Genomic DNA, 20,145 nt, shown 5'->3' with positions numbered 1-20,145 from the left:
GTTCGACGATGTTCGGTGTAGGAACCTTCATCATCAACTTCTCGGGGCCCGCCTCACCGCAGCGACACGACCCCACCCGCGCGGTCGATCACGCCCTCACCTGCACTCCATTTCCGGAAGAGCCGCTTAGTCGTAAGTGTAGCCTGAGGTGACTAGAACGACTTCCATTGATCTCGTGGAGTCACTCGTGCGCGGCGTCCGCGCTCAACTTCGACAAGGCCATTATCCTTTAGGAGTGCGACTGCCCGGTTTGCCGTTCCAGCGGAAACGGAGTAGCTATTCTGTAGCTCCAAAATAGTCGGCAGTGTGTCGCCGATTTTTAAGGCCCCGCAGGCGATGGCTCCTTGAAGATCGGCGGCGATCTTTCGATACGGACTGTTGTCGGAGTGCGGTCGCGGAACTGCCATAGGTTTAATTGTCGAAGACTGTTGACCTTGAATGATTCGCGGTGTTGCTGGCATTCGGACGCCGGTTTGCATTGCTCGCTGGTCAGCTTCTGCGACCCATGCCGTGTATGCCCTAAAGGTGGTCGAGCCTCCGCCGCCGTGGCCAAGGCGCCCCGCAACAGTACGGACATCGACGCCCGATGTGATCAGCTCCGTTGCCGAGTAGTGCCGAAGCTGATGTAGGTGCATATCCCAGCCGAGCTTCTTGCACATGCGGACGTAGCGATTTCCCACTGACGACGGCCGCCGCCACGTACTCCCGTCGACCGCACCGGAGAACACGCGAGCATCGGCGGCGAGCGTGATTCCGAGTGTCGTCGCGTCGGCGTCGCACTGCGCCCGGTAGGCGCGGAGGAGTGCGACGGTGTCGGCGTCGAGCGCGATGCGCCGCTGCTGATGGGTCTTGGTGTCCTTCTCCCATGTCGTCGTGTTGTGCTGCGCGATGCTGGTCCCGATCGTGATGACGGCCCGGTCCAGGTCGATCCGGTCCCAGCGCAGCGCGCACAGCTCGCCCCGGCGCGCGCCAGTCGTCATGGCGAGCCACAGGAACGTCCCCCACCACGCCTCGCGGAACGCCATGTTCAGGATCGCCGCAGCCTGCTCCGGCGTCGGCGGGTCCGGCTCGCTCCGGGCGCCGCGCGGTGGCTCGGCCTGGTCGAGCGGGTTGACCGTGATCCAGCGCCACCGCACGGCGCGGCTCAGGGCGCCGCTCAGGCAGTAGTGCACCTTGCGGACCGACGACGTCGCGAGCGGCTTGCAGACGTGCGGCCTGCACGCCTCCGTGCACTCGTGCGGGTCGTCGACGGCGTGCTGGACGGCCTTGCGCCCGTCACAGTGGTCCCGGCACCGGCGAAGGACCGCCTGATGGCTGTCGAGCGTCTCTCCGTCGAGCCGCGCGACCGGAAGGTGACCGAGTAGCGGGCGGATGTGGCAGCGGATCGTCTGCTCGTAGCGCTGCCAGGTCGTCACCTCGACGTCGAGCAGTTCGAGGTAGCGGTCCATGAGCTGGTTGACGGTCGCCTTGGTGCGCGGGTTGCGCTGCTCGTCGACCTGGTTGATGAACCGGGTCCGGACCTTCTCGGCCTCCGCCCTGGCCTTGGGGCCGGCGGGCACGGTCTCGACGAGGTAGTTCCGCTTGCCGCTCAGGGCGTCGATGCCGGCGTACACGCGCACCCGCAACGACCCGCTGGGGAGGGTGTGGATCTCGCCGCGTTGCCGCTGTCGTGCGCCACGAGGTCGCGCCATGGAGCGAGCGTAGCGGCAACTCGCTCCACGTCTAGCTCCATGAGCGCGGGTCGGAGGATCGTCGTTGTGCCTCTGACCTGCGTGCCCCCGGCAGGATTCGAACCTGCGGCACCCGCTTTAGGAGAGCGGTGCTCTATCCCCTGAGCTACGAGGGCGTGGGTGAAGGTTACCTGGGAGCCCTCCGTGCCTCCCCGCCGCCGTCATCGGTGCGGTCGCCACCCGATCACGCCCGGACCGGGGACAGGTCCAGTCGCATGTGCACGCTGTTCGGGTCGTCGGGGTAGTCCGCGAACGGCGGGCAGCGGACGAAGCCGTGGCGGGCGTAGAGCCGACGGGCCGGGGCGAAGAACTCCATCGACCCGGTCTCGAGGTGCAGCGTCCGATACCCGCGTTCGTGCGCGACCGCGATGATGTGCCGGAGCAGCGCGGTCGCCGTCCCGCGTCCGCGCGCTCCCGGAGCGGTGCGCATGGATTTGATCTCGCCACCGGTGGGCCCGAGTTCCTTCAGGGCTCCGCAGCCGAGCAGGGCGTCGCGGTCGTCGTGGACGGACCACACGGTCACCCCGGGCCCGCGCAGGCCGTCCAGGCCGAGGGCGTGCACGCTCCCCGGCGGGGACTCGGCGCGCATGTCGTCGAGATGCCCGGCCAGCAGCCCGGCGATCCCGGGCCCGGTGAGGTCGTCGACGAGGATGCGCACCCGGTCATCGTGCCGCAGCCGGCGCCGCCCGCTCCCCACCGACGCCCGGCCGGACGCCGTCACCGCTCCGCCGCTGTCCCGGAAACCGCTCCGGAACGGTGGACGTCGCCGTTCGTGATGTCGCGCACCATGACACCGGGAGGCTCCTGCGACCTCCCGGCGACAGCGATCCGGTGGTGAACGCTGCGAACCGCTCCACGCCTCTGACCAGCACTCTCGTCGATCGGAGCGGGAGCGGGAGGGGTACCGCCGACGGGTCGCAGATCACTCCGGAATGCTGCTGCGCACCCCTGGCACCTGATCCGTTGGGGCGATCGGGAAAACGTCCTACGGTCCTCCGCAGTCGACAGGGGAGGGATCGTGCGGCCACTGTTCCGGAATCCGCGTTTCCGCCGGTTGTTCACCGCGCAGATCGTCGCGCTCGTCGGGACCGGCCTCGCGACGGTCGCGCTCGGGCTGCTCGCCTACGACCTCGCCGGCGAGCGGGCCGCGCTGGTCCTCGGATCGGCGTTGACGATCAAGATGGTGGCCTACGTCGTCGTCGGGCCGGTGGTCGGAGCGGTGGCCGACCGGGTGCCGCGGCGGCTCCTGATGGTCTCCGCCGACGTCGTCCGCGCGGCGGTGGTGCTCGTCCTGCCCTGGGTCTCCGAGATCTGGCAGGTCTTCGTCCTGGTCGGGGTGCTGCAGGTCGCGTCGGCGACGTTCACGCCGGTGTTCCAGTCGGTGATCCCCGACGTCGTCACCGGCGAGCAGGACTACGCCCGGGCCCTGTCGGCCTCGCAGCTCGCGAGCAGCGCCGAGACGGTCCTGAGCCCACTGCTGGCCGCGGTGGCCGTCGCGGTGATGAGCTACTCGACGCTGTTCGTCGGCACCTGCGCCGGGTTCGTGTTCTCCGCGGCCCTGGTGGCGTCGACGGCCGTCCCGCCGGTCGCGGGTCGTGCCCAGGGTGGCTTCGCGACCCGGCTGCTGCTCGGGGTCCGGCTGTTCCGGGCGGTCCCGCAGCTGCGGGGATTGCTGGCGCTGAACGTCGTCGTCGCCGCGGTGGGGGTGGTGTCGCTGGTGACGACGGTGAACGTCGTCCGCGACCTGCTCGGGGGCACCGAGGCCGACGTCGGGCTGCTGCTCGCGGTGTCCGGTGCCGGGACGGCCGTCGCCGCGGTGGTCTCCCCGCGCGTGGCGCGCCGGCTGTCGCTCCGCACGACGATGCTCGCCGGCGCCGGGATCTCCTGTCTCGCGGCCGGGGCGACCCTGGTGCTGGCGTGGGCTCCGTCGTGGACGACCGCGGCGCTCGCCTGGGCGCTGATCGGCTTCGGCCCGGGGTGGATCATGGTCAACACCGGTCGCCTGCTGCGCACCTCGGCCGGACCCGGTCAGCGGCCCGCCCTGTTCAGCGCGCAGTTCTCGCTCTCGCACGCCTGCTGGCTGGTCACCTACCCGCTCACCGGGTGGCTGGCGGTCTCGGCCGGCTGGTCGGTGACCTGGTCGGTCCTCGCGGTGCTGGCCGTCGCCGCCCTGGCCGCGGCGGCCCTGGTCTGGCCGACGACCGGTGCCGACCTCGTCCGGCACCGCCACGACCACCACGCCGACCACGCCCACGTCGTCGCGGCACGCCCGTCGGCCCGCGGCTGGACGCACGCGCACCGGCTCGTCGTCGACGACCAGCACCCGCACGGACCCGTCCCGGTGTGACCGTCCAGGCCGCGGGGAGCAGTCCGTCGGCGACCTCCCGGGCCGCGCGGATCGGCCCCGTCCCGCGCTCGACCACCGCCACCGCGGCCGCGCCCTCCAGCAGGACCTCAGGGCCCCGGCGGGCGCCGCGGCCGGCTCGGCCGTCCCCGGCCGGTCGACCTGGGCCTGCAGGTAGCTGCGCAGCGCGGTCTTCTCGTGGTGCCGGACGACCTCGCGGGCCGGGTGGTCGAGTCGGGGCAGCTCCGAGGCCGGCACGCGCGGTGACCTGTGCCTCGCCGTGGGCGTCGGGCTCACCGCCGGCCGGCCGGATCGGGACGGCGCGGACGTTCGCCGTCGCCGCCGCGCTGGGACTGCCGCCTGGGCGCAGTGCATCCGCGGCCGGCGCCGCCGGATGCGGACCGGGCCGCGACGACGGGTCCCCCGGTGCGGACCTACCGCACCGGGGACGGGGTCAGCGACGGGCCAGGGCGCGGCCGTGCGTGACGGCGCTCCAGGTGTCGATGCCCACCCAGATCGCGCGGAGCGTGTCCCCGGTGCGCTGGGCGGCGTCCCGCAGGGTCTCGGACCAGGACGGCATCGGGGTCTCGTGGGTGGTCATCGGCTACCTCCTCGTAGTGGTCGACTCGGAAGCTGCTCTGTCCGACTCGCACCACGAGAGTAACTGGCGAGACATGAATGTCTCAACGATGACGATCGTGTGTCATGCCTCATCCGCTCGGAGCAGCACCGGTGACGGGTCGCAGCACCCGGGCGCATGCGTGTGACCAGGGCGGGCCACCCCCGCGACGCGGCTCGGTCGCCGCGTCGCCGACGTGGTGCTTTCATGAACATTGCCCGCTTTTCGTCTGGACAACCGGTTCAGCGAGCGCCGCGTACAGGAGGACCGCTTGTTCAGCATCACCGTCCGGGACCACGTCATGGTGGCGCACAGCCTGCGCGGCGAGGTCTTCGGACCGGCGCAGCAGCGCCACGGCGCGACCTTCCTCGTCGACGCCACCTTCCGGCGCCCCGACCTGGACCCGGACGGGATCGTCGTCGACATCGGGCTGGCCACCGCACAGCTCGCGGAGACGCTCGCCGACCTCAACCACCGCGACCTCGACGACCACCCCGAGTTCGCGGGCGTCAACACGACCACCGAGTTCCTGGCCCGGGCGATCGCGGACCGGCTCGCCGACCGCATCGGCGCGGGGAAGCTCGGCGGCAACGCCGGCGGGCTGACCGGACTGACGGTGACGCTGCACGAGTCGCACGTCGCGTGGGCGAGCTACGAGCGGGACCTGTGACGGCTCCCGCACCGCCCCGCACCACGGGGCGTGCGGTGCACGTCGTCGTCCCCGCCGGGATCGACGACCCGCGCTCCCCGAGCGGCGGGAACCGCTACGACCGCAGCGTCTGCGCCGCCCTGGACCGCCCCGTGCGGGAGCTCGCGGTCGCGGGCGGCTGGCCGGACCCGGACCGGGCCGCCCTCGAGCGGCTCGACGCGGCGCTCACGGGCGTCCCGGACGGCGCGTCGGTGCTGCTCGACGGGCTCGTCGCCTGCGCCGCGCCAGGGGTCCTCACCCGTCACACCGGCCGGGTACACGCGGTCGTCCTGGTCCACCTGCCACTGGGCGACGAGCACGGGCTCCACCCGGCGGTCGTCGCGGACCGGCGGGCCCGCGAGCGTGCGGCGCTGCACACGGCGGCGGCCGTCGTCACCACCAGCGAATGGACGGCAGGGCGGGTGGTCCGTCTGCACCAGCTGCCCGTCGCCCGCGTGTACGTCGCCCCGCCGGGGGTGGACGCTGCCCCGATGACGTCCGCGCACCCGGCCGGTACCCGGCTGCTCGCGGTCGGGGCGCTCACCCCGACCAAGGGACACGACCTGCTGGTCGAGGCCCTCGCCCGCGTCGCCGACCGGGAGTGGACGTTGCGCCTGGCCGGACCGCTCGACCGCGACCCCGCGCACGCCGCGGCCGTGCGCGCGGCGGTGGACCGGCACGGCCTGACCGGTCGGATCACCCTCACCGGGCCGCTGACCGGCCCCGCCCTCGACGCCGCCTACGCGTCGGCGGACCTGCTCGTGCTCCCCTCGCGCACCGAGACCTACGGGATGGTCGTGACCGAGGCGCTGGCCCGGGCCGTCCCGGTGGTCGCCGGAGACGTCGGCGGCGTCCCCGAGGCGCTCGGCGGCGGTGGGCTGCTCGTCGCCCCCGGCGACCCGGACGCGCTGGCCGGCGCGCTGCGGTCCTGGCTGACCGACCCGGGGCTGCGCGCGGACCTGCGCGCCGCCGCCCGGGACCGCCGGGACCGGCTCGACGGCTGGGCCGACACCGCCCGCGCCCTCTGCGCGGTGCTGCCGTGAGCGCCGCCGATCCCCGCGTCGACCCCCGCGTCGACCACACGACCGTCCCGATCCAGGGTGCGGCGGGCAACCCGGTCTGCCCGCCGGAGTGGCTCGCCCTCCGTGAGCCCGCCGACGCCGACGCCCGCTCGACCGCGCTCGCCGACGCCGTCCGCGACCTCCTGCCACCGGGCCCGCTGCTGGTGCGCGACCTCGGCTGCGGCACCGGGTCGATGGGCCGCTGGCTCGCCCCGCGCCTCGACCGTCCCGGTGGCCAGCACTGGGTCCTGCACGACCGCGACCCGGTCGTGCTCTCCCACGCCGTCGCCTCGCTACCCGGCGGCGTGACCGGCGAGGCCGGCCCCGGCGACCTCACCGGGCTCGGTGCCGACGTGCTGGCCGGGACGTCGCTCATCACCGCGTCCGCGCTGCTCGACCTGCTCGCCGCGGACGAGGTGGACGCCCTGACCGCCGCCTGCGCCGCCGCCGGCTGCCCCGTGCTGTTCACCCTGACCGTGTCCGGCCGGGTCCGGCTGCACCCCGAGGACCCGCTCGACGCCGAGATCGGTGCCGCCTTCGACGACCACCAGCGTCGCGACGAGGACGGCCGACGAATGCTCGGGCCGGACGCCCCCGCCGCCGCGGCGGCCGCGTTCACGCGGCACGGTGCGCGGGTGCGCACCGCGGACTCGCCGTGGCGGCTCGGCCCCGACCGGCCCGCCCTGCTCCGCGAGTGGCTGGCCGGACGGCTCGACGCTGCCTGCGCGCAGCGCCCCGACCTCGCCGCGCACGCCGGCGCCTACCGCGACCGGCGCGAGCGTGCCCTCGACGCGGGGGAGCTCACCGTCTCGGTCGGTCACACCGACCTGCTGGCGGTGCCGGGGGAGCGGTCGTGAGGGGCCGGGTGGGTCCGGCCCTGCGGCTGCTCGCCGGGGTGGGGCTGCTCGCCGCGCTGTTCGTGCAGGTCGGTGTCGGGCCGGTGCTGGAGCGCCTGCGCGGCGTCGGGCCGGCGGCGGTCGTCGCCGCGCTGCTGCTCGGCGCGGTGGCGACCGTGCTCAGCGCATGGCGGTGGCGGATGGTCGCCCGCTCGATCGGACTCGGCCTGCCCCCGGGACGCGCCGTCGCCGACTGCTACGGCGCCACCTTCCTCAACTCGCTGCTGCCCGCCGGGGTGCTCGGCGACGTCCACCGCGCGGTCAGCCACGGGCGCAGCGAGGGGAACCTCGGCGCCGGGGTCCGGGCCGTGGTCTTCGAGCGGGTCGCCGGGCACCTGGTCGCGGTGGTGGCGGTCGCCGTCGTCCTGGCGCTGCAGCCGGACCTGCTGCGGGCCGCGTCCGGCGCGGTCCCGGGCGGCGCGGTGCTGCCCGTGCTCGCCGTCGTGGCCGCGCTCGCCGGGGCCGGGTGGCTGCTGCGCGCCCGGCTCGGACGGGTGTGGGCCGACGCGCGCACCGTCCTGCGCCCGCGCACCGCGGCCGGGGTGGTACTGACCTCGGCCGGAGCACTGGCCTGCCACCTCACGTTGTTCGTGCTGGCCGCGCGCGCGGCCGGGGCGACCGCCCCGCTCACCGTCCTGCTGCCGTTGCTGCTGGTCGCGCTGCTGGCGATGACGATCCCGCTGACCGTGGGCGGGTGGGGGCCGCGCGAGGCGGCCGCCGCGGCCGGGTTCGCCGCGGTCGGGCTGCCGGCGGCCGAGGGGCTCGCCGCCGCCGTCGCGTACGGGGTGCTGGCGCTCGTCGGGGTCGCGCCGGGCGCGCTCGTGGTGCTGCGGCGCCGCCGCGCGGCCCGGGGGACCGCGCCGTCAGCGCCCGGCGAGTACCCGCAGGTGACCCTCGAAGGCGACCACGAGCGCGTCGAGCAGGCCCCGGCCCTTCTCGGCGGTGGCCAGCGACGGCCGTCCCACCACACCGGTGGTGGTGTAGGCCGCGAGCCCGGTCGTGAGCAGGTACGGCCGCTCGTCGGCGACGTGGTCGGCGGTGCGGTACGACGGCCGGACCTGGTCGGCGGCGGTGTGCAGCAGGATCGAGGTCTCCAGCTCCCCGGCGTGCATGTCGGCGGTGTTCGAGGTCTCGCAGCCGGCGGCCCGGCGGGCGGCGGTCCAGTCCTCGGAGACGGGGAACAGGGCCATCGGCAGCGGGCCGACGGAGGACTCCTGGACGACGTTGCGCAGGACATGGTTCCCGCCGTGCGCGTTGACCAGGACGAGCGCGGTCGTGCCGGCGGCGCGCAGCGAGGTGGCGACGTCGTCGACGACCGCACCGAGCGTCGCCGCGGAGATGCTCACGGTGCCCGCCCACGCGGCGTGCTCGTGGGAGCAGGAGATCGTCAGTGGTGGCAGGACGCGCACGGGGTGGGCGCGGGCGATCCGGGCGGCCACCGCGGACGCCACGAGGGTGTCGGTGGTCAGGGGCAGGTGCGGCCCGTGCTGCTCGAGGCTCCCGACCGGCAGCAGGGCCACGGTGGCACCCCGCTCCCGGACGTCCTCGGTGGTGTCGACCGGGAGGGGATTCACGCAGGCGAGGCTCTCACGGCCCCGCCCGATCATGGAGGAGCAACGGTGCACGACGACCGACACGAGTTCGCCGAGTCCCGGTTGACCACACGGCACGGCGAGTTCCGCGCCATCGCCTTCCGCGAGTACGACGGCGGTCCCGAGCACCTCGCGCTGGTGCACGGCGACCCCACGGGCGTGGACGCCCCGCTGGTGCGGATGCACTCCGAGTGCCTGACCGGCGACGTCTTCGGCGCGCGGCGCTGCGAGTGCGGCGCGCAGCTGTCGATCGCGATCGAGGCCGTCGTCCACGCGGGCCGCGGCGTGATCGTCTACCTGCGGGGGCACGAGGGCCGCGGCATCGGCCTGCTCGCGAAGATCCGCACGCACGTCCTGCAGGACGAGGACGGCCTGGACACCGTCGACTCGGCCGTCGCGCTGGGCCTGCCGGTGGACGTGCGCGACTTCGGGGCTGCCGCCGCCGTGCTGCGCCACCTCGGGATCGGGCGGGTGCGGCTGCTGTCCAACAGCCCGGCGAAGGTCGAGGCGCTGACCGGGCACGGCATCGCCGTCACCGAGCTGGTGCCGGTGCTGGAGCCCGCCGACGAGCACAACGTGCGCTACCTGACCGCCAAGCGCGACCGGCTCGGGCACGTCCTGCCACAGGTCGACACGGCGGCGGACGCGCCGCGCGGCCACACCGCGACCGGCTACTGAGCCCCGTCGTGCGCCACCCGCAGGCACAGCGACGGCGGTCCGCCCGCCGCCATCGCGGCGAGCACGGCGGGCAGCTCGTCGAGCGTGCAGTCGCCGCCGACCAGGGCGTCGAACCGCGGGTCGGCGAGCAGCCGCAGCGCCAGCGCCATCCGGTCGCCGTAGCCGCGGCGCGCCCGGCGCGGGGACACCGTGCCGACCTGGCTGGCGCGGATGGTGAGCCGGCGGCTGTGGAACGCGCCGCCCAGCGGCAGCGGCACCGTGCGGGTGCCGTACCAGCTGAGCTCGACCACCTCGCCCTCCGGCGCGAGCAGCTCCAGCGAGCGCGCCAGTCCGGCCGGGGTGGCGCTGGCGTGCACGACGAGGTCCCGGTCGCCCTCGGCGTCGTCCGGGACGGCGAACCCGACGCCGAGCGCCGCGGCGACGGCGGCCCGCTCCGGGTCGGGGTCGACGAGCTGCACCCGCGCGCCGGGCAGCCCGGCCAGGACCGCGGCGACCGCGGCGCCGACCATCCCCGCCCCGACGACGGCGATCCGGTCGCCGACCAGCGGGGCGGCGTCCCACACCGCGTTCACGGCGGTCTCGACGGTGCCGGCGAGCACGGCGCGGGCGGCGGGCACGTCGTCGGGGACGACGGTGACCGCGTCGGCGGGCACCACGAACCGGCTCTGGTGCGGGTACAGGCAGAACACGGTGCGCCCGGCGAGCTCCGGCGGGCCCTGCTCGACCTCACCGACGGCCAGGTAGCCGTACTTCACCGGGGCGGGGAAGCCGCCGTCCTGGAACGGGGCGCGCATCCGCTCGTGCTCGGACTCCGGGACCTCGCCGCGGAACACCAGGGTCTCGGTGCCGCGGCTGACCGCGGTGTACCGGGTGCGCACGAGCACCTCGCCCGGCCCGGGGTCGGGCACCGGCACCGTCCGGATCTCGCCGTGCCCCGGCGCCGCCAGCCAGAACGCCCGTGCCTCGTACCCCACCGCGCCGTCCCCGATCCCGGCGCCCGGCGCGCCGACGGCCCCGACAGTATCCGGACGTATCGGGCGCCGGCCCGGTGCGCGGAGGTGATCTGAGTGGACCGGCCGTACGTGCTCGCGTCGGTCGCGATGTCGCTGGACGGCTACATCGACGACGCCGGCCCGGACACCCTGGTGCTCTCCGACGCCGACGACCTGGACCGCGTGGACGCCGTGCGCGCCGGGGTCGACGCGATCCTCGTCGGCGCGGGCACCGTCCGCGCCGACGACCCGCGGCTGCTGGTGCGCTGCGCCGGGCGCCGCGCCGCCCGGGTCGCCGACGGCCGGTCGTCGTCGCCGCGGCGGGTCGTGCTGACCACCGGGGCGTCGCTGGACCCGTCGGCGCGGGTGTTCGCGGGCGGGGAGGCGCCGCTGGTGTTCACCGCCGGAGCGGCTGCGCCCGCGCTGCGCGAGCGGCTCGGCGACGCCGCCGAGGTCGTCGCCGCGGGGGACCCCCCGGACCCGCGCGCGGTGCTCGACGACCTGGCCGCCCGCGGCGTGCGGCGGCTGCTGGTCGAAGGGGGCGGCGCCGTGCACACCGCGTTCCTCACCGCCGGGCTGGTCGACGAGCTGCACGTGGTCGTCGCGCCGTTCTTCGTCGGCGACGCCCGGGCCCCGCGCTTCGTGCGCGACGGCCGGTTCCCGCAGTGCCCGCAGCGCGGCATGGCGCTGATCGAGGCCCGCGCGATGGGCGACCTGGTGCTGCTGCGCTACCGCGCGTCCTGAGCCGCCGGTCAGGAGAACGCGGCCAGGAACCGGTCACGGAACCCGGCCATCGGCCACGGCGGCGCGTCCGGCGGCGGGAGCAGCCCGGGCGTCCAGCCCCAGCCGTCGATGCGGTCCAGCACCCCGGCGTCGCGGGTGATCACCGAGACCGGGACGTCGGAGCCGGCGCCGGGCCCGGACACCGTCGCGCCGGGCTCGTGGTCGCCCAGCAGCAGGACGACGAGGTCCCGGTCGCCCTCCGGGCGGTCGGCGATCCAGCCGGTGGCGCTGCGCAGCGCGTACTCCAGCGAGGTGAGGTAGTCCGCGCGCAGCGTCGCCCGGTCCAGGGAGAAGATCGTGTCGTAGGCCTGCTGGCCGCCGGCGTACGGGCCGTAGACGGCGCCGTCGCCGATCCGGGCCGGGTCGAGCAGCGGCGGCACCGGCGACCACGGCGCGTGGCTGGAGGTCAGGACCACGGTGCCGAGCAGGGGGCCCCGACCGGGGCGGTCGAGCTCGAGCCGGGAGAACGCGTCGAGGGTGTACTGGTCGGGCATCGGGGACCAGCTGAACGGCGGGCCCGCGTAGCCGAGGTCGTCGCCGGCGTACACCCGCTGGTGGCCGAAGAACGCGGCCTCGGGCCACTCCCGCGTCGTCGCCGGGGTGACCACGGCGGTCTCCCACCCGGCGTCGCGGAACGCGCGCGGCAGGGTCAGCCGGTCCGACGCGGTGAGCCGGTCGTGCGCGCCCTGGTCGGCGATCGACAGCCCGGAGAACAGCGTCGCGTGGGCGAGCCAGCTGCCGCCGCCGTTGACCGGTGCGGTGAGCACGCCGCTGCGCGCGCCGTACCCGGCCGCGGCGAGCCGGGCGTCGGCCCCGGCGAGCACCGGCCGGATCCGCGGCGCCATCTCCGGGGCGTGCTGGGCGTTGCGGCCGTAGCTCTCCACGAAGACGACGACGACGTCCGTGCCGTCGAGCGCCGTGAGCAGCGACTCCGGAGGGCGGCCGGCCCATGCGTCGCGGGCCAGGGACTCGGTGAGCTCCCGGCGCTCGGCCAGCGTGCGCGGGACCTGCTGGGCGCGGTGGGCGACCTCGGCGACGCCGTCGGCGGCGGCCACCGGCACCCCGGGGACGAACCGGGCGTCGGCGAGGGGGCCCACCAGCAGCCAGGCCGCGGCCAGCAGCGCGGCGGTCCCGACGGTGGCCCGCCGGTGCCGGGCCGCGAGCCGCCCGAGCCGGGCCGCCGCGGCCGCCGTCGCCACGACCAGCCCCACCGCGACGACGGCGGCGAGCACGGCGACCGCGGTCCCGGCCGCGCCGGCGGTGCCCTGCAGGAAGTCGTGCGCGTTGCCCAGCAGCGACCAGTCGGACACGGCGTCGAACCGGCGCCCCTGGAAGGTGAGGAAGCCGATGTCGGCGAGCTTGAGCAGTCCGAGCGCGGCGAGCAGCGTCCCGGCGAGGGCGGCGGCGACCCGCCGGGCCCGCCCGGGCAGCAGTGCGAGCACCGCCGCGCCGAGGACGGCCTCGATCGGCAGCCGCAGCAGCCCGGCCGGGCGGAGGGCGGCCGGGTCGGCGGGCAGCACCAGGACCCCGCCGACGAGCGCGGCGCACAGCGCGGTGAGCAGCGCGGCCCCGGCCCGGCGGCCGTGGAACGCGTGTCGGTCGCTCGCCCGCCACAGCTGCACCACCGACACCCCGAACGACCACACCAGAGCGGCCAGCGCGACCCCGACCGCGATGAGCGCGACGACGGCGGGCAGCACCCCGGCCGCGGTCACGACCAGCACGATCCCCTGCAGCGCGGCGACGACCTTCGCCGAGTAGCGCGGCGGCAGGGCGCCGCGCAGCCACGGCGCGACCCGCCCGGCCGCGACGAAGGCGTAGCGCAGCAGGCCCAGCGCGGTGACCCACCAGTGCCCGGTCGTCGCGGCGACGTGGACCGACAGCACCATCAGCAGGAACGCGTCGGTCTCCATGTCGAACCGGGCGCCCAGCGCGGTCGCCGTGCCGGTGCGGCGCGCGACCGGGCCGTCGACGCCGTCGAGGGCGAGCGCGACGGCGGTGAGCGCGACCAGCGCGACGGTCCCGGCGCCGTCCAGGCCGACCAGGGCGACGACGGCCACGGCGAGCGCGCCGCGGGCCAGCGTGACCACCCCGGCCGGGCCGAGGGTGCGCTCCCCGGCGCGGCGCGCGGCCCGCAGCAGCAGCGCCGCGGCGACGACGCCGGTGACGGCCGCGGCGGTGACCCGCAGGGCGCCCGCCCCGGTCGTCGGCACCAGAGCGGCGAGGACGGCGGCGAGCAGCGCCGCGCCCGCCGCGACCTGCGGGGCGACGGGGGCGGTGGCGGCGGTGCCGCGGGACGGGCGGAACATCAGGCGTCCCAGCATGCCCGACCTGTCCGGTGATCTTCCCCGGGTGGTGGGTCAGTCCGGCAGGTGGCGGGCGTAGACGTCCCCCGAGCGGCCCAGCGGGCGGCGCCGGTCGAGCAGGGCGCGCAGCGCGGCGGCGTCCACCCAGCGGTCCCCGGCCGAGACGTCCCAGGTCATCGTCTCGACGGGGGAGTAGCGGTAGACGTACCGGCCCAGGGCCTCGATGCGGGCGAGCGACTCCAGGGTGGCGTCGTGCGCGGCGGGCAGGTACTCCACCGAGAGCGCGGGCAACGGGCGGGACAGGCCGTCGAGGACGTCGGCCTCGAAGCCCTCGACGTCGATCTTGCAGAAGGCCGGGACGCCGTGCTCGGCGATGAGCGCGTCGAGCGTGCCGACCGGCACCTCGATCGAGGAGTCCCAGGTCACCCGGGCGAACCCGGCGTCGTCGGCGACGGTGTCGCGCCAGCGCTGCGACAGCGTCGAGACGGTGGGGGTGGCGCGGGAGACCCCGAGCCGGGCGGTGCCCGCCGCGGCGCCGAGCGCGAGGGGCAGGACGGTCACGGCGTCGTCGCGGCCGAAGAACAGCCGCAGCAGCCGGGTGAAGTCCGGCTGCGGCTCGACGGCGACCACCCGCGCGCCCAGGGCCCGCCAGGCACGCACCCGGTTGCCGGCGTGCGCGCCGACGTCGAAGGCGAGGTCGCCGGGGCGCAGGAACGCGGAGTAGAAGCGGCGCATCCGGCGTTGCCGTCCCGGGATCCCGTGGTAGGTCGCGAGGGAGCGGGCGATGCCGGAGGCACGGGTGAGCACACCCCGAGCGTAGTGGACGAACGGGGAGGAACCGGACTCCGCGTCAGGGGGTGGCCGGGCTGCGGTCGGCGGTCTCCACGACCCCGGCCAGCAGCGTCCGCTCGGTCACAGCGACGATCTCCTGCCGCGCGAGCCTGCCGTCGTGGGCGGCGAGCACGGCCCGGGTCAGCAGGGCGTAGAGCGCATCGGTCATCCACGTCGCGGACTGGGTCACGCAGAAGACCCCGCTGCGCTGCCCGCGCCGGAACAGCTCGACGAGCAGGGTGTCCATCTCGGCGTAGCGGGCCAGCACCTCGTCGCTGGACTGGATGCGCTCGGCGAGCACCCACAGGTCCACCGACGGCAGCAGGCCGACGATGACCCGGCGCACCGCCTCGATCGGGTCGTCCTCGTCGGTCCGGGCCTCCCGGATCGCGGCGATCCCGCGCTCCACGCCCATCTCGCTGAGCTCGGAGAGCAGGGCCTCCCGGCCGTCGACGAGCCGGTGCAGGGTCGCCCGGCTGATGCCGGCGCCGGTCGCGATCTCCGACATCGACGCGGCCGGGTTCTGCACGAGCACGGTCGCGGCCGCGAGGAGCACGTCGTTCCGCTCGATGGCCACGCCGGAGACGGTAGACCTCCCTGCGTCAGACCATCGCAGCCGTGCCGACCTGCGGATTCGCGCCGAAGAAGCGGACCATCGCGTCGACGTGGCCGGAGAACGGCGGGCAGTGGACGCCGAGCCCGTCGAGCATCGCGGTCGTCGCGTCGGTGTCGTAGTGCGACGGGTGGGTCAGGTACTCCAGCGTGCTGGACGGGACCTGGAACAGCCGTCCGACGCCGGGTACGTGGTCGATGGAGAACGCGGCGAGCCCGACCGGCATCGGCACCACGCGCAGCCGGGTGCCGAGCCGGTCGGCGAAGACCTCGCACATCTCGGTCACCGTCGGCGGGGCCGGCTGGGCCAGGGCGAAGGTCCGGTTCACCGCCGGGCCGTGCCCGGCGAGCGCGGCGATGCCGTCGACGACGTAGTCGGAGGGGACGAGGTTGAACCGCGTGCGCGCGGCGGCGCGGGGGAGTGGCACGAACGCCGTCCGGCCCTGCCGGGCCAGCAGCTGGAGCAGGTAGTAGGGGCCGTCGAACTTCTGCGTCGCCCCGGTGACCGAGTCCCCGACGACGACCGACGGCCGGTAGACCGACACCGGCAGCCCGGCGTCGCGGGCCTTCGCCACGACCCGCTCGGCCTCGTGCTTGGTGTGGTCGTAGTGGTTGGCGAAGGGCTGGCCGAGCTCCAGGTCGGTCTCGGAGAAGATGCCGTCGTAGCGGCCCGAGACGTAGCAGGTCGACACGTACTGCAGCCGGACCAGCTGCGACGCGGCCTCGGCGAACCGCACGACGTGCCGGGTGCCCTCGACGTTCACCCGCCAGGCGACGTCCGCCGGCACCGAGAGGTCGTAGACCGCGGCCAGGTGGAAGATCTCCAGCGGTCCGCCGAGCAGGCGCTCGCGCTCCGCGGGCTCCAGCCCCAGCCCGTCGACGGTGATGTCCCCGACGACGAGGTCGGTGCGCCCGGCGATCTCCGGCGCGTCGCGCTCGATCCGGGCCAGCGTCGTGCGGGCCTGGTCGAGGAACTTGGCCTGCACCAGTGCGACCGCGCGCGCGTCGGGTGCGCGGCGCAGCGTCCGCGGCAGCAGGGCCGACCCGAGGAAACCGGGGAACCCGGTGAACAGCACGACACCCACGGGTGCACCGCCTCTCACGCGGCGTCCGTGCCGCATCGTCGCTCGTCGGGACGGTATCCGGTACCGGTCGTACCGTGCGGGCGGGTGTGACCTAGATCAGCGTCGACGCGTGGTCGGGCACGTCGCGCTGCACCTCGCGCGGCGGGCGCTCGTAGCCCGTCGACGGCTTCCGGTCCGGCAGCGTCAGCACCTGCCGCGCCACCGGCTCCCAGGGGATCGATCCGAGCAGGTGGTGGATCATGTTGATCCGCGCGTTGCGCTTCTGCTCGGCCTCGACGATCCACCACGGCGCGTGCTCGGTGTCGGTGTGGATCAGCATGTCGTCGCGGGCGCGGGAGTAGTCGTCCCAGCGGGTCATCGACTCGAGGTCCATCGGCGAGAGCTTCCACTGCTTGAGCGGGTTCTCCAGCCGCTCGGCGAAGCGCCGCGCCTGCTCCTCGGCACTGACCGAGAACCAGTACTTGCGCAGGTGGATGCCGTCCTCGACGAGCATGTCCTCGAACACCGGCGCCTGGCGCAGGAAGCGGCGGTACTCGGTCTCGGTGCAGAACCCCATCACCCGCTCGACGCCGGCGCGGTTGTACCAGGACCGGTCCATCAGCACGATCTCGCCGGCGGCGGGCAGCTGCTCGACGTAGCGCTGGAAGTACCACTGCCCCTTCTGGCGCTCGGTGGGCGCGGGCAGTGCGACGATCCGGGTGAACCGCGGGTTGAGGTACTGGGTGACCCGCTGGATCGCCCCGCCCTTGCCGGCGGCGTCGCGTCCCTCGAAGACCACGACGACCCGTGCGCCCGACGCCCGGACCCACTCCTGCATCTGCAGCAGCTCGCCCTGGAGGCGGAGCAGCTCGGCGTCGTAGACCTTGCGCGGCAGCTTCGGGGTGCTCACCGGCACAGCCAACCAGACTGCGGGGTGGCGCGGCGGCCCTCCCGCACCCCCGGCGCCGGCCCGTGACACGGCGAACACTGTGCACGGCTTATTTACTCGTCTAGCGTGTTTATTTGCGACGACGACGCCGCCTCCCCTGTCCCACCACTCCCTCGGAGGAGGGTCCCGATGCGTGCCGTCACCACCCGTCCCGCCTTCGCGCTCGCCGCACTGGCGGTCGGCGCCTTCGCCATCGGCACCGGCGAGTTCGTGATCATGGGTCTGCTGCCCGACGTCGCGGGCGGGCTCGCCGTCGACATCCCCGACGCGGGCCGGCTGATCTCGGCGTACGCGATCGGCGTCGTCGTGGGGGCCCCGCTGCTGGTCGCGGCGGCGAACCGGTTCCCGCGCAAGCACGTCCTCATCGCACTCATGGCCGGCTACGCCGCGTTCAACGTGCTGTCCGCGGTCGTACCCGGCTACCTGCCGGTGCTCGCCGCCCGGTTCCTCGCCGGTCTGCCGCACGGCGCCTTCTTCGGGATCGGCGCCGTCGTCGCGGGCGGGCTCGTGAGCGCCGACCGCCGGGCCCGGGCGATGGCGACGATGTTCGCCGGGCTGACCCTGGCCAACGTCGCGGGCGTCCCGGTGGGGACCCTGCTCGGCCAGCAGCTCGGGTGGCGCCCGGTGTTCGGCGTCGTGGGGGTGATCGCCGCGGTCGCCGCGGTGGCCGTCGCCGCCTGTGTCCCCGACGTCCGCGACGCCACCCCGGTGCGCCTGCGCGCCGAGCTGCGCGCCCTCACGAACCGTCCGGTGTGGACGGCGCTGCTGGTCGCGACCGTCGGCGGGGCCGCGCTGTTCAGCACCTACAGCTACATCACCCCGATGCTGGTCGAGGTCGCCGGGTTCACCCCGGCCGAGGTGACGCTCCTGCTCGCGCTGTTCGGCGTCGGCATGACCGTCGGGAACCTGGTCGGCGCCCGTCTCGCCGACATCGCGACCATGCCGACGATCTACGGCGCACTCGTCGCCGACGCCGTCGTCGCGCTGCTGTTCGTGCCCGCCCTGCAGAACCAGGCGACCGCGGTCGTCGCCCTGTTCACCTTCGCCGTGACGACGTTCGCGCTGGTCCCGGCGGTGCAGCTGCGGATCGTCAGCGGCGCCGGTGACGCGCCGAACCTGGCCTCGGCGGCCAACCAGGCCGCGTTCAACGTCGCCAACGCGATCGGGGCGGCCCTCGGCGGCACGGTGATCGCGGCCGGCTTCGGCTACGCCTCGCCGAACGTCGTCGCGGCCGGCCTGGCCGTGGTCGGGCTGGTCATCGCGGTGCTGGCCGGTTGCGGGGACCGGACCGCCGCGTCCCGGGAGCGCGAGGTCGCCGCGGCGGTCTGAGGAGGTTCAGTACCCCGCGCGACGCAGCGCGTCGCCGAACACCTCGGTGATGGCCGCGTAGCCGCGGTCGTTGGGGTGGAACCGGTCGGAGGCGAGCTTGCCGCGCCAGTGCCGGGTCCGCGGGTCCCGCAGCTCGGCCAGCACCAGCCCGCGGCGCCGCACGGCGTCGTCGATCAGGCCGTTGACCTGCACCGCCGCGGCGAAGGTGCCCGGCTGGTTGCCGACGACCGTGCCGCGCGGGAGCCGGTCGAGCAGGGCCGCGTAGCGGTTCCCGACGCCCTCCTGGTGCCTGGGCTGCATCAGGTCGTTCGACCCGACCAGGCACAGCAGCAGGTCCGGGCGCAGCCGCAGCGCCGCCGGGAGCTGCGCGTCGAGGACGTCGTCCACGCGGGCGCCGTACTGGGACAGGTTGACCGTCCGCCAGCCCGGCAGCAGCGGGACCAGCTGCCCGAACCAGCCGTACTCCGGGGCCGACGCACCGACGCCCTGGGCCATCGAGTCGCCCAGCGCGACGCACAGCGGCCCGCTCCGGGCGAGCTCGGCGCGGTTGCGCCGCTCCCAGTACGCGGCGTAGGGCTCGATCTGCTGCTGCACCCGGCGGATCGCGGGCACGAACCGGGACACCGCGGTGATCACCCGGCCCGGCGGGCGACCGGTCCGGTTGGAGAAGCCGAGATCGCCCGCATCCGTCACGCCGCCAGTGAAGCAGAGGTCGGAGGTGCGCCGTCGTTCCGCGGGGAGCGGACCTGCGGAGATCGTCCTACCGTGGGTCGCATGACGACCGTGGCGCTGCTGGGAACCGGGATCATGGGTGCCGGGATGGGGCACAACATCCTCGCGGCCGGACTGGACCTGCGGGTCTGGAACCGGACCGCGGCGAAGGCGCAGCCGCTCGCGGACGCGGGCGCGGCCCTGCACACCGACCCGGCCGACGCCGTCCGCGGTGCCGACGTGGTCGTGACGATGCTGGGCGACGCCGACGACGTCACCGCCGTCCTGGAGCAGGCCGCCGACGGTCTCGCGGCGGGCCAGGTGTGGCTGCAGACCACCACCGTCGGCGTCGGGCCGTTCGACGGGCTCCGCGCGATCGCCGGGCGCCACGGCCTGACTCTGCTCGACGCGCCGGTGCTCGGCACCCGCGCGCCCGCCGAGTCCGGGCAGCTCGTCGTGTTCGTCGCCGGCGACCCCGCGGCACGCCCGGCCGTCGACCCGGTGCTCGACGCCGTCGGCCGGCAGACCGTCTGGGTCGCCGAGGACAACACGACCGCGCAGGCGAGCCGGCTCAAGCTCGTCGCCAACAGCTGGGTGCTGGCGATCACCGCCGCGACAGGGGAGTCCGTCGCGCTGGCCCAGGGTCTCGGGGTGGACCCGCAGGCGTTCCTCGACGCCGTCGCCGGCGGTCCGCTGGACCTGCCCTACCTGCAGAACAAGGCGAAGGCGATCCTCGACGACGACTTCACGCCCAGCTTCACCGTCGACAACGCGGCCAAGGACGCGGGGCTGATCGTCGCCGCCGCGGAGGCCGCGGGGACCCGGCTCGACGTCGCGCCCGCGGTGCGGGACCGGCTGCGGCGGGCGTCGGAGCGCGGGCACGGCGGCGACGACATGGCGGCCGCGTACAAGGCGTCCTGATCACCGGGCCCTGATCACCATCCGCTGATCAGGGCCTGC

Annotated in this window: 19 protein-coding genes, 1 tRNA gene and 1 pseudogene; 9 read left to right on the top strand and 12 right to left on the bottom strand. The window is 75.0% G+C overall.

All coding sequences use genetic code 11. From position 1 onward, the window contains the following. Window positions 1-152 precede the first annotated feature (152 nt). From WHI96_RS23400 to WHI96_RS23390, 3 genes are all read right to left on the bottom strand, one after another. On the bottom strand, window positions 153-1,691 hold the full coding sequence (locus tag WHI96_RS23400; protein ID WP_345649949.1) for a tyrosine-type recombinase/integrase: 1,539 nt from the start codon (window positions 1,689-1,691) through the stop codon (window positions 153-155). An 82-nt stretch (window positions 1,692-1,773) separates the two neighbouring features. Continuing rightward, window positions 1,774-1,846: transfer RNA gene (locus tag WHI96_RS23395), tRNA-Arg, on the bottom strand. A gap of 68 nt (window positions 1,847-1,914) precedes the next feature. Further along, window positions 1,915-2,388, bottom strand: a complete 474-nt coding sequence (locus WHI96_RS23390; RefSeq protein ID WP_345649952.1) for a GNAT family N-acetyltransferase — start codon at window positions 2,386-2,388, stop codon at window positions 1,915-1,917. A 360-nt stretch (window positions 2,389-2,748) separates the two neighbouring features. Here WHI96_RS23390 and WHI96_RS23385 point away from each other — a divergent pair, with 360 nt between their 5' ends. After that, on the top strand, window positions 2,749-4,077 hold the full coding sequence (locus tag WHI96_RS23385; protein ID WP_345649955.1) for an MFS transporter: 1,329 nt from the start codon (window positions 2,749-2,751) through the stop codon (window positions 4,075-4,077). 451 nt (window positions 4,078-4,528) lie between these two features. On the opposite strand, the gene WHI96_RS23380 is transcribed toward WHI96_RS23385, so the two are convergent. Beyond that, a complete protein-coding gene (locus WHI96_RS23380; protein WP_345649957.1) occupies window positions 4,529-4,675 on the bottom strand; it encodes a hypothetical protein in 147 nt (48 codons plus the stop codon). Between the two features lie 289 nt (window positions 4,676-4,964). Here WHI96_RS23380 and WHI96_RS23375 point away from each other — a divergent pair, with 289 nt between their 5' ends. From WHI96_RS23375 to WHI96_RS23360, 4 genes and pseudogenes are all read left to right on the top strand, one after another. Beyond that, a complete protein-coding gene (locus tag WHI96_RS23375; protein WP_345649959.1) occupies window positions 4,965-5,363 on the top strand; it encodes a 6-pyruvoyl trahydropterin synthase family protein in 399 nt (132 codons plus the stop codon). Continuing rightward, entirely contained in the window at window positions 5,360-6,424 is a 1,065-nt protein-coding gene (locus WHI96_RS23370) for a glycosyltransferase family 4 protein (protein WP_345649962.1), read from the top strand. The genes WHI96_RS23375 and WHI96_RS23370 overlap by 4 nt, the downstream gene beginning before the upstream one ends. A 50-nt stretch (window positions 6,425-6,474) precedes the next feature. Next, the gene (locus tag WHI96_RS23365) at window positions 6,475-7,299 is read left to right on the top strand and encodes a class I SAM-dependent methyltransferase (RefSeq protein ID WP_425571667.1); all 825 of its coding nucleotides are present in this window, start codon (window positions 6,475-6,477) and stop codon (window positions 7,297-7,299) included. Beyond that, window positions 7,296-8,138 (top strand): annotated as a pseudogene (locus tag WHI96_RS23360) (lysylphosphatidylglycerol synthase transmembrane domain-containing protein); the annotation flags it as partial. The gene WHI96_RS23365 and the pseudogene WHI96_RS23360, both read left to right, overlap by 4 nt. 63 nt (window positions 8,139-8,201) lie before the next feature. Here WHI96_RS23360 and WHI96_RS23355 read toward each other — a convergent pair. Continuing rightward, window positions 8,202-8,945, bottom strand: coding sequence for a creatininase family protein (locus tag WHI96_RS23355; RefSeq protein ID WP_345650211.1), 744 nt, complete (start codon window positions 8,943-8,945; stop codon window positions 8,202-8,204). A 12-nt stretch (window positions 8,946-8,957) separates the two neighbouring features. On the opposite strand from WHI96_RS23355, the gene WHI96_RS23350 reads away from it, so the two are divergent. After that, entirely contained in the window at window positions 8,958-9,608 is a 651-nt protein-coding gene (locus WHI96_RS23350) for a GTP cyclohydrolase II (RefSeq protein ID WP_345650214.1), read from the top strand. Here WHI96_RS23350 and WHI96_RS23345 read toward each other — a convergent pair. Next, window positions 9,602-10,582, bottom strand: a complete 981-nt coding sequence (locus WHI96_RS23345; protein WP_345649968.1) for a zinc-dependent alcohol dehydrogenase — start codon at window positions 10,580-10,582, stop codon at window positions 9,602-9,604. The genes WHI96_RS23350 and WHI96_RS23345 overlap by 7 nt on opposite strands. Window positions 10,583-10,675: 93 nt before the next feature. Here WHI96_RS23345 and WHI96_RS23340 point away from each other — a divergent pair, with 93 nt between their 5' ends. After that, window positions 10,676-11,344: a RibD family protein gene (locus tag WHI96_RS23340; RefSeq protein WP_345649971.1), complete on the top strand. Its 669-nt coding sequence runs from the start codon at window positions 10,676-10,678 to the stop codon at window positions 11,342-11,344. 8 nt (window positions 11,345-11,352) lie between these two features. On the opposite strand, the gene WHI96_RS23335 is transcribed toward WHI96_RS23340, so the two are convergent. The 5 genes from WHI96_RS23335 to ppk2 all read right to left on the bottom strand — a co-directional run bounded on the left by WHI96_RS23335 (window position 11,353) and on the right by ppk2 (window position 17,106). Next, the gene (locus WHI96_RS23335) at window positions 11,353-13,707 is read right to left on the bottom strand and encodes a CDP-alcohol phosphatidyltransferase family protein (RefSeq protein ID WP_345649974.1); all 2,355 of its coding nucleotides are present in this window, start codon (window positions 13,705-13,707) and stop codon (window positions 11,353-11,355) included. Window positions 13,708-13,743: 36 nt separating this feature from the next. After that, window positions 13,744-14,496, bottom strand: coding sequence for an FkbM family methyltransferase (locus tag WHI96_RS23330; protein ID WP_345649978.1), 753 nt, complete (start codon window positions 14,494-14,496; stop codon window positions 13,744-13,746). A gap of 43 nt (window positions 14,497-14,539) precedes the next feature. Then, window positions 14,540-15,097, bottom strand: a complete 558-nt coding sequence (locus tag WHI96_RS23325) for a TetR/AcrR family transcriptional regulator (RefSeq protein ID WP_345649981.1) — start codon at window positions 15,095-15,097, stop codon at window positions 14,540-14,542. A 25-nt stretch (window positions 15,098-15,122) separates the two neighbouring features. Beyond that, window positions 15,123-16,217, bottom strand: a complete 1,095-nt coding sequence (locus WHI96_RS23320) for an SDR family oxidoreductase (protein WP_345649983.1) — start codon at window positions 16,215-16,217, stop codon at window positions 15,123-15,125. A 91-nt stretch (window positions 16,218-16,308) separates the two neighbouring features. Further along, window positions 16,309-17,106, bottom strand: a complete 798-nt coding sequence (gene ppk2, locus WHI96_RS23315; RefSeq protein ID WP_345649986.1) for a polyphosphate kinase 2 — start codon at window positions 17,104-17,106, stop codon at window positions 16,309-16,311. 168 nt (window positions 17,107-17,274) lie between these two features. Between ppk2 and WHI96_RS23310 the strand changes: the two genes are divergently transcribed. Further along, complete coding sequence (locus WHI96_RS23310) at window positions 17,275-18,474, top strand: MFS transporter (protein ID WP_345649989.1); 1,200 nt, start codon at window positions 17,275-17,277, stop codon at window positions 18,472-18,474. Window positions 18,475-18,480: 6 nt separating this feature from the next. Here the strand turns inward: WHI96_RS23310 and WHI96_RS23305 are convergent, their stop codons facing one another. After that, window positions 18,481-19,167: an SGNH/GDSL hydrolase family protein gene (locus WHI96_RS23305; RefSeq protein ID WP_345649992.1), complete on the bottom strand. Its 687-nt coding sequence runs from the start codon at window positions 19,165-19,167 to the stop codon at window positions 18,481-18,483. Window positions 19,168-19,248: 81 nt separating this feature from the next. On the opposite strand from WHI96_RS23305, the gene WHI96_RS23300 reads away from it, so the two are divergent. Beyond that, a complete protein-coding gene (locus WHI96_RS23300) occupies window positions 19,249-20,106 on the top strand; it encodes an NAD(P)-dependent oxidoreductase (protein ID WP_345649995.1) in 858 nt (285 codons plus the stop codon). Window positions 20,107-20,145 lie beyond the last annotated feature (39 nt).

Origin of the sequence: Pseudonocardia tropica, assembly GCF_040105315.1 — a bacterium.
In the GTDB taxonomy this organism is placed as follows: Bacteria; Actinomycetota; Actinomycetes; order Mycobacteriales; family Pseudonocardiaceae; genus Pseudonocardia; species Pseudonocardia alni.
Note: the sequence above shows the minus strand (reverse complement) of the source record. Positions and strands in the feature narration are given on the sequence as shown.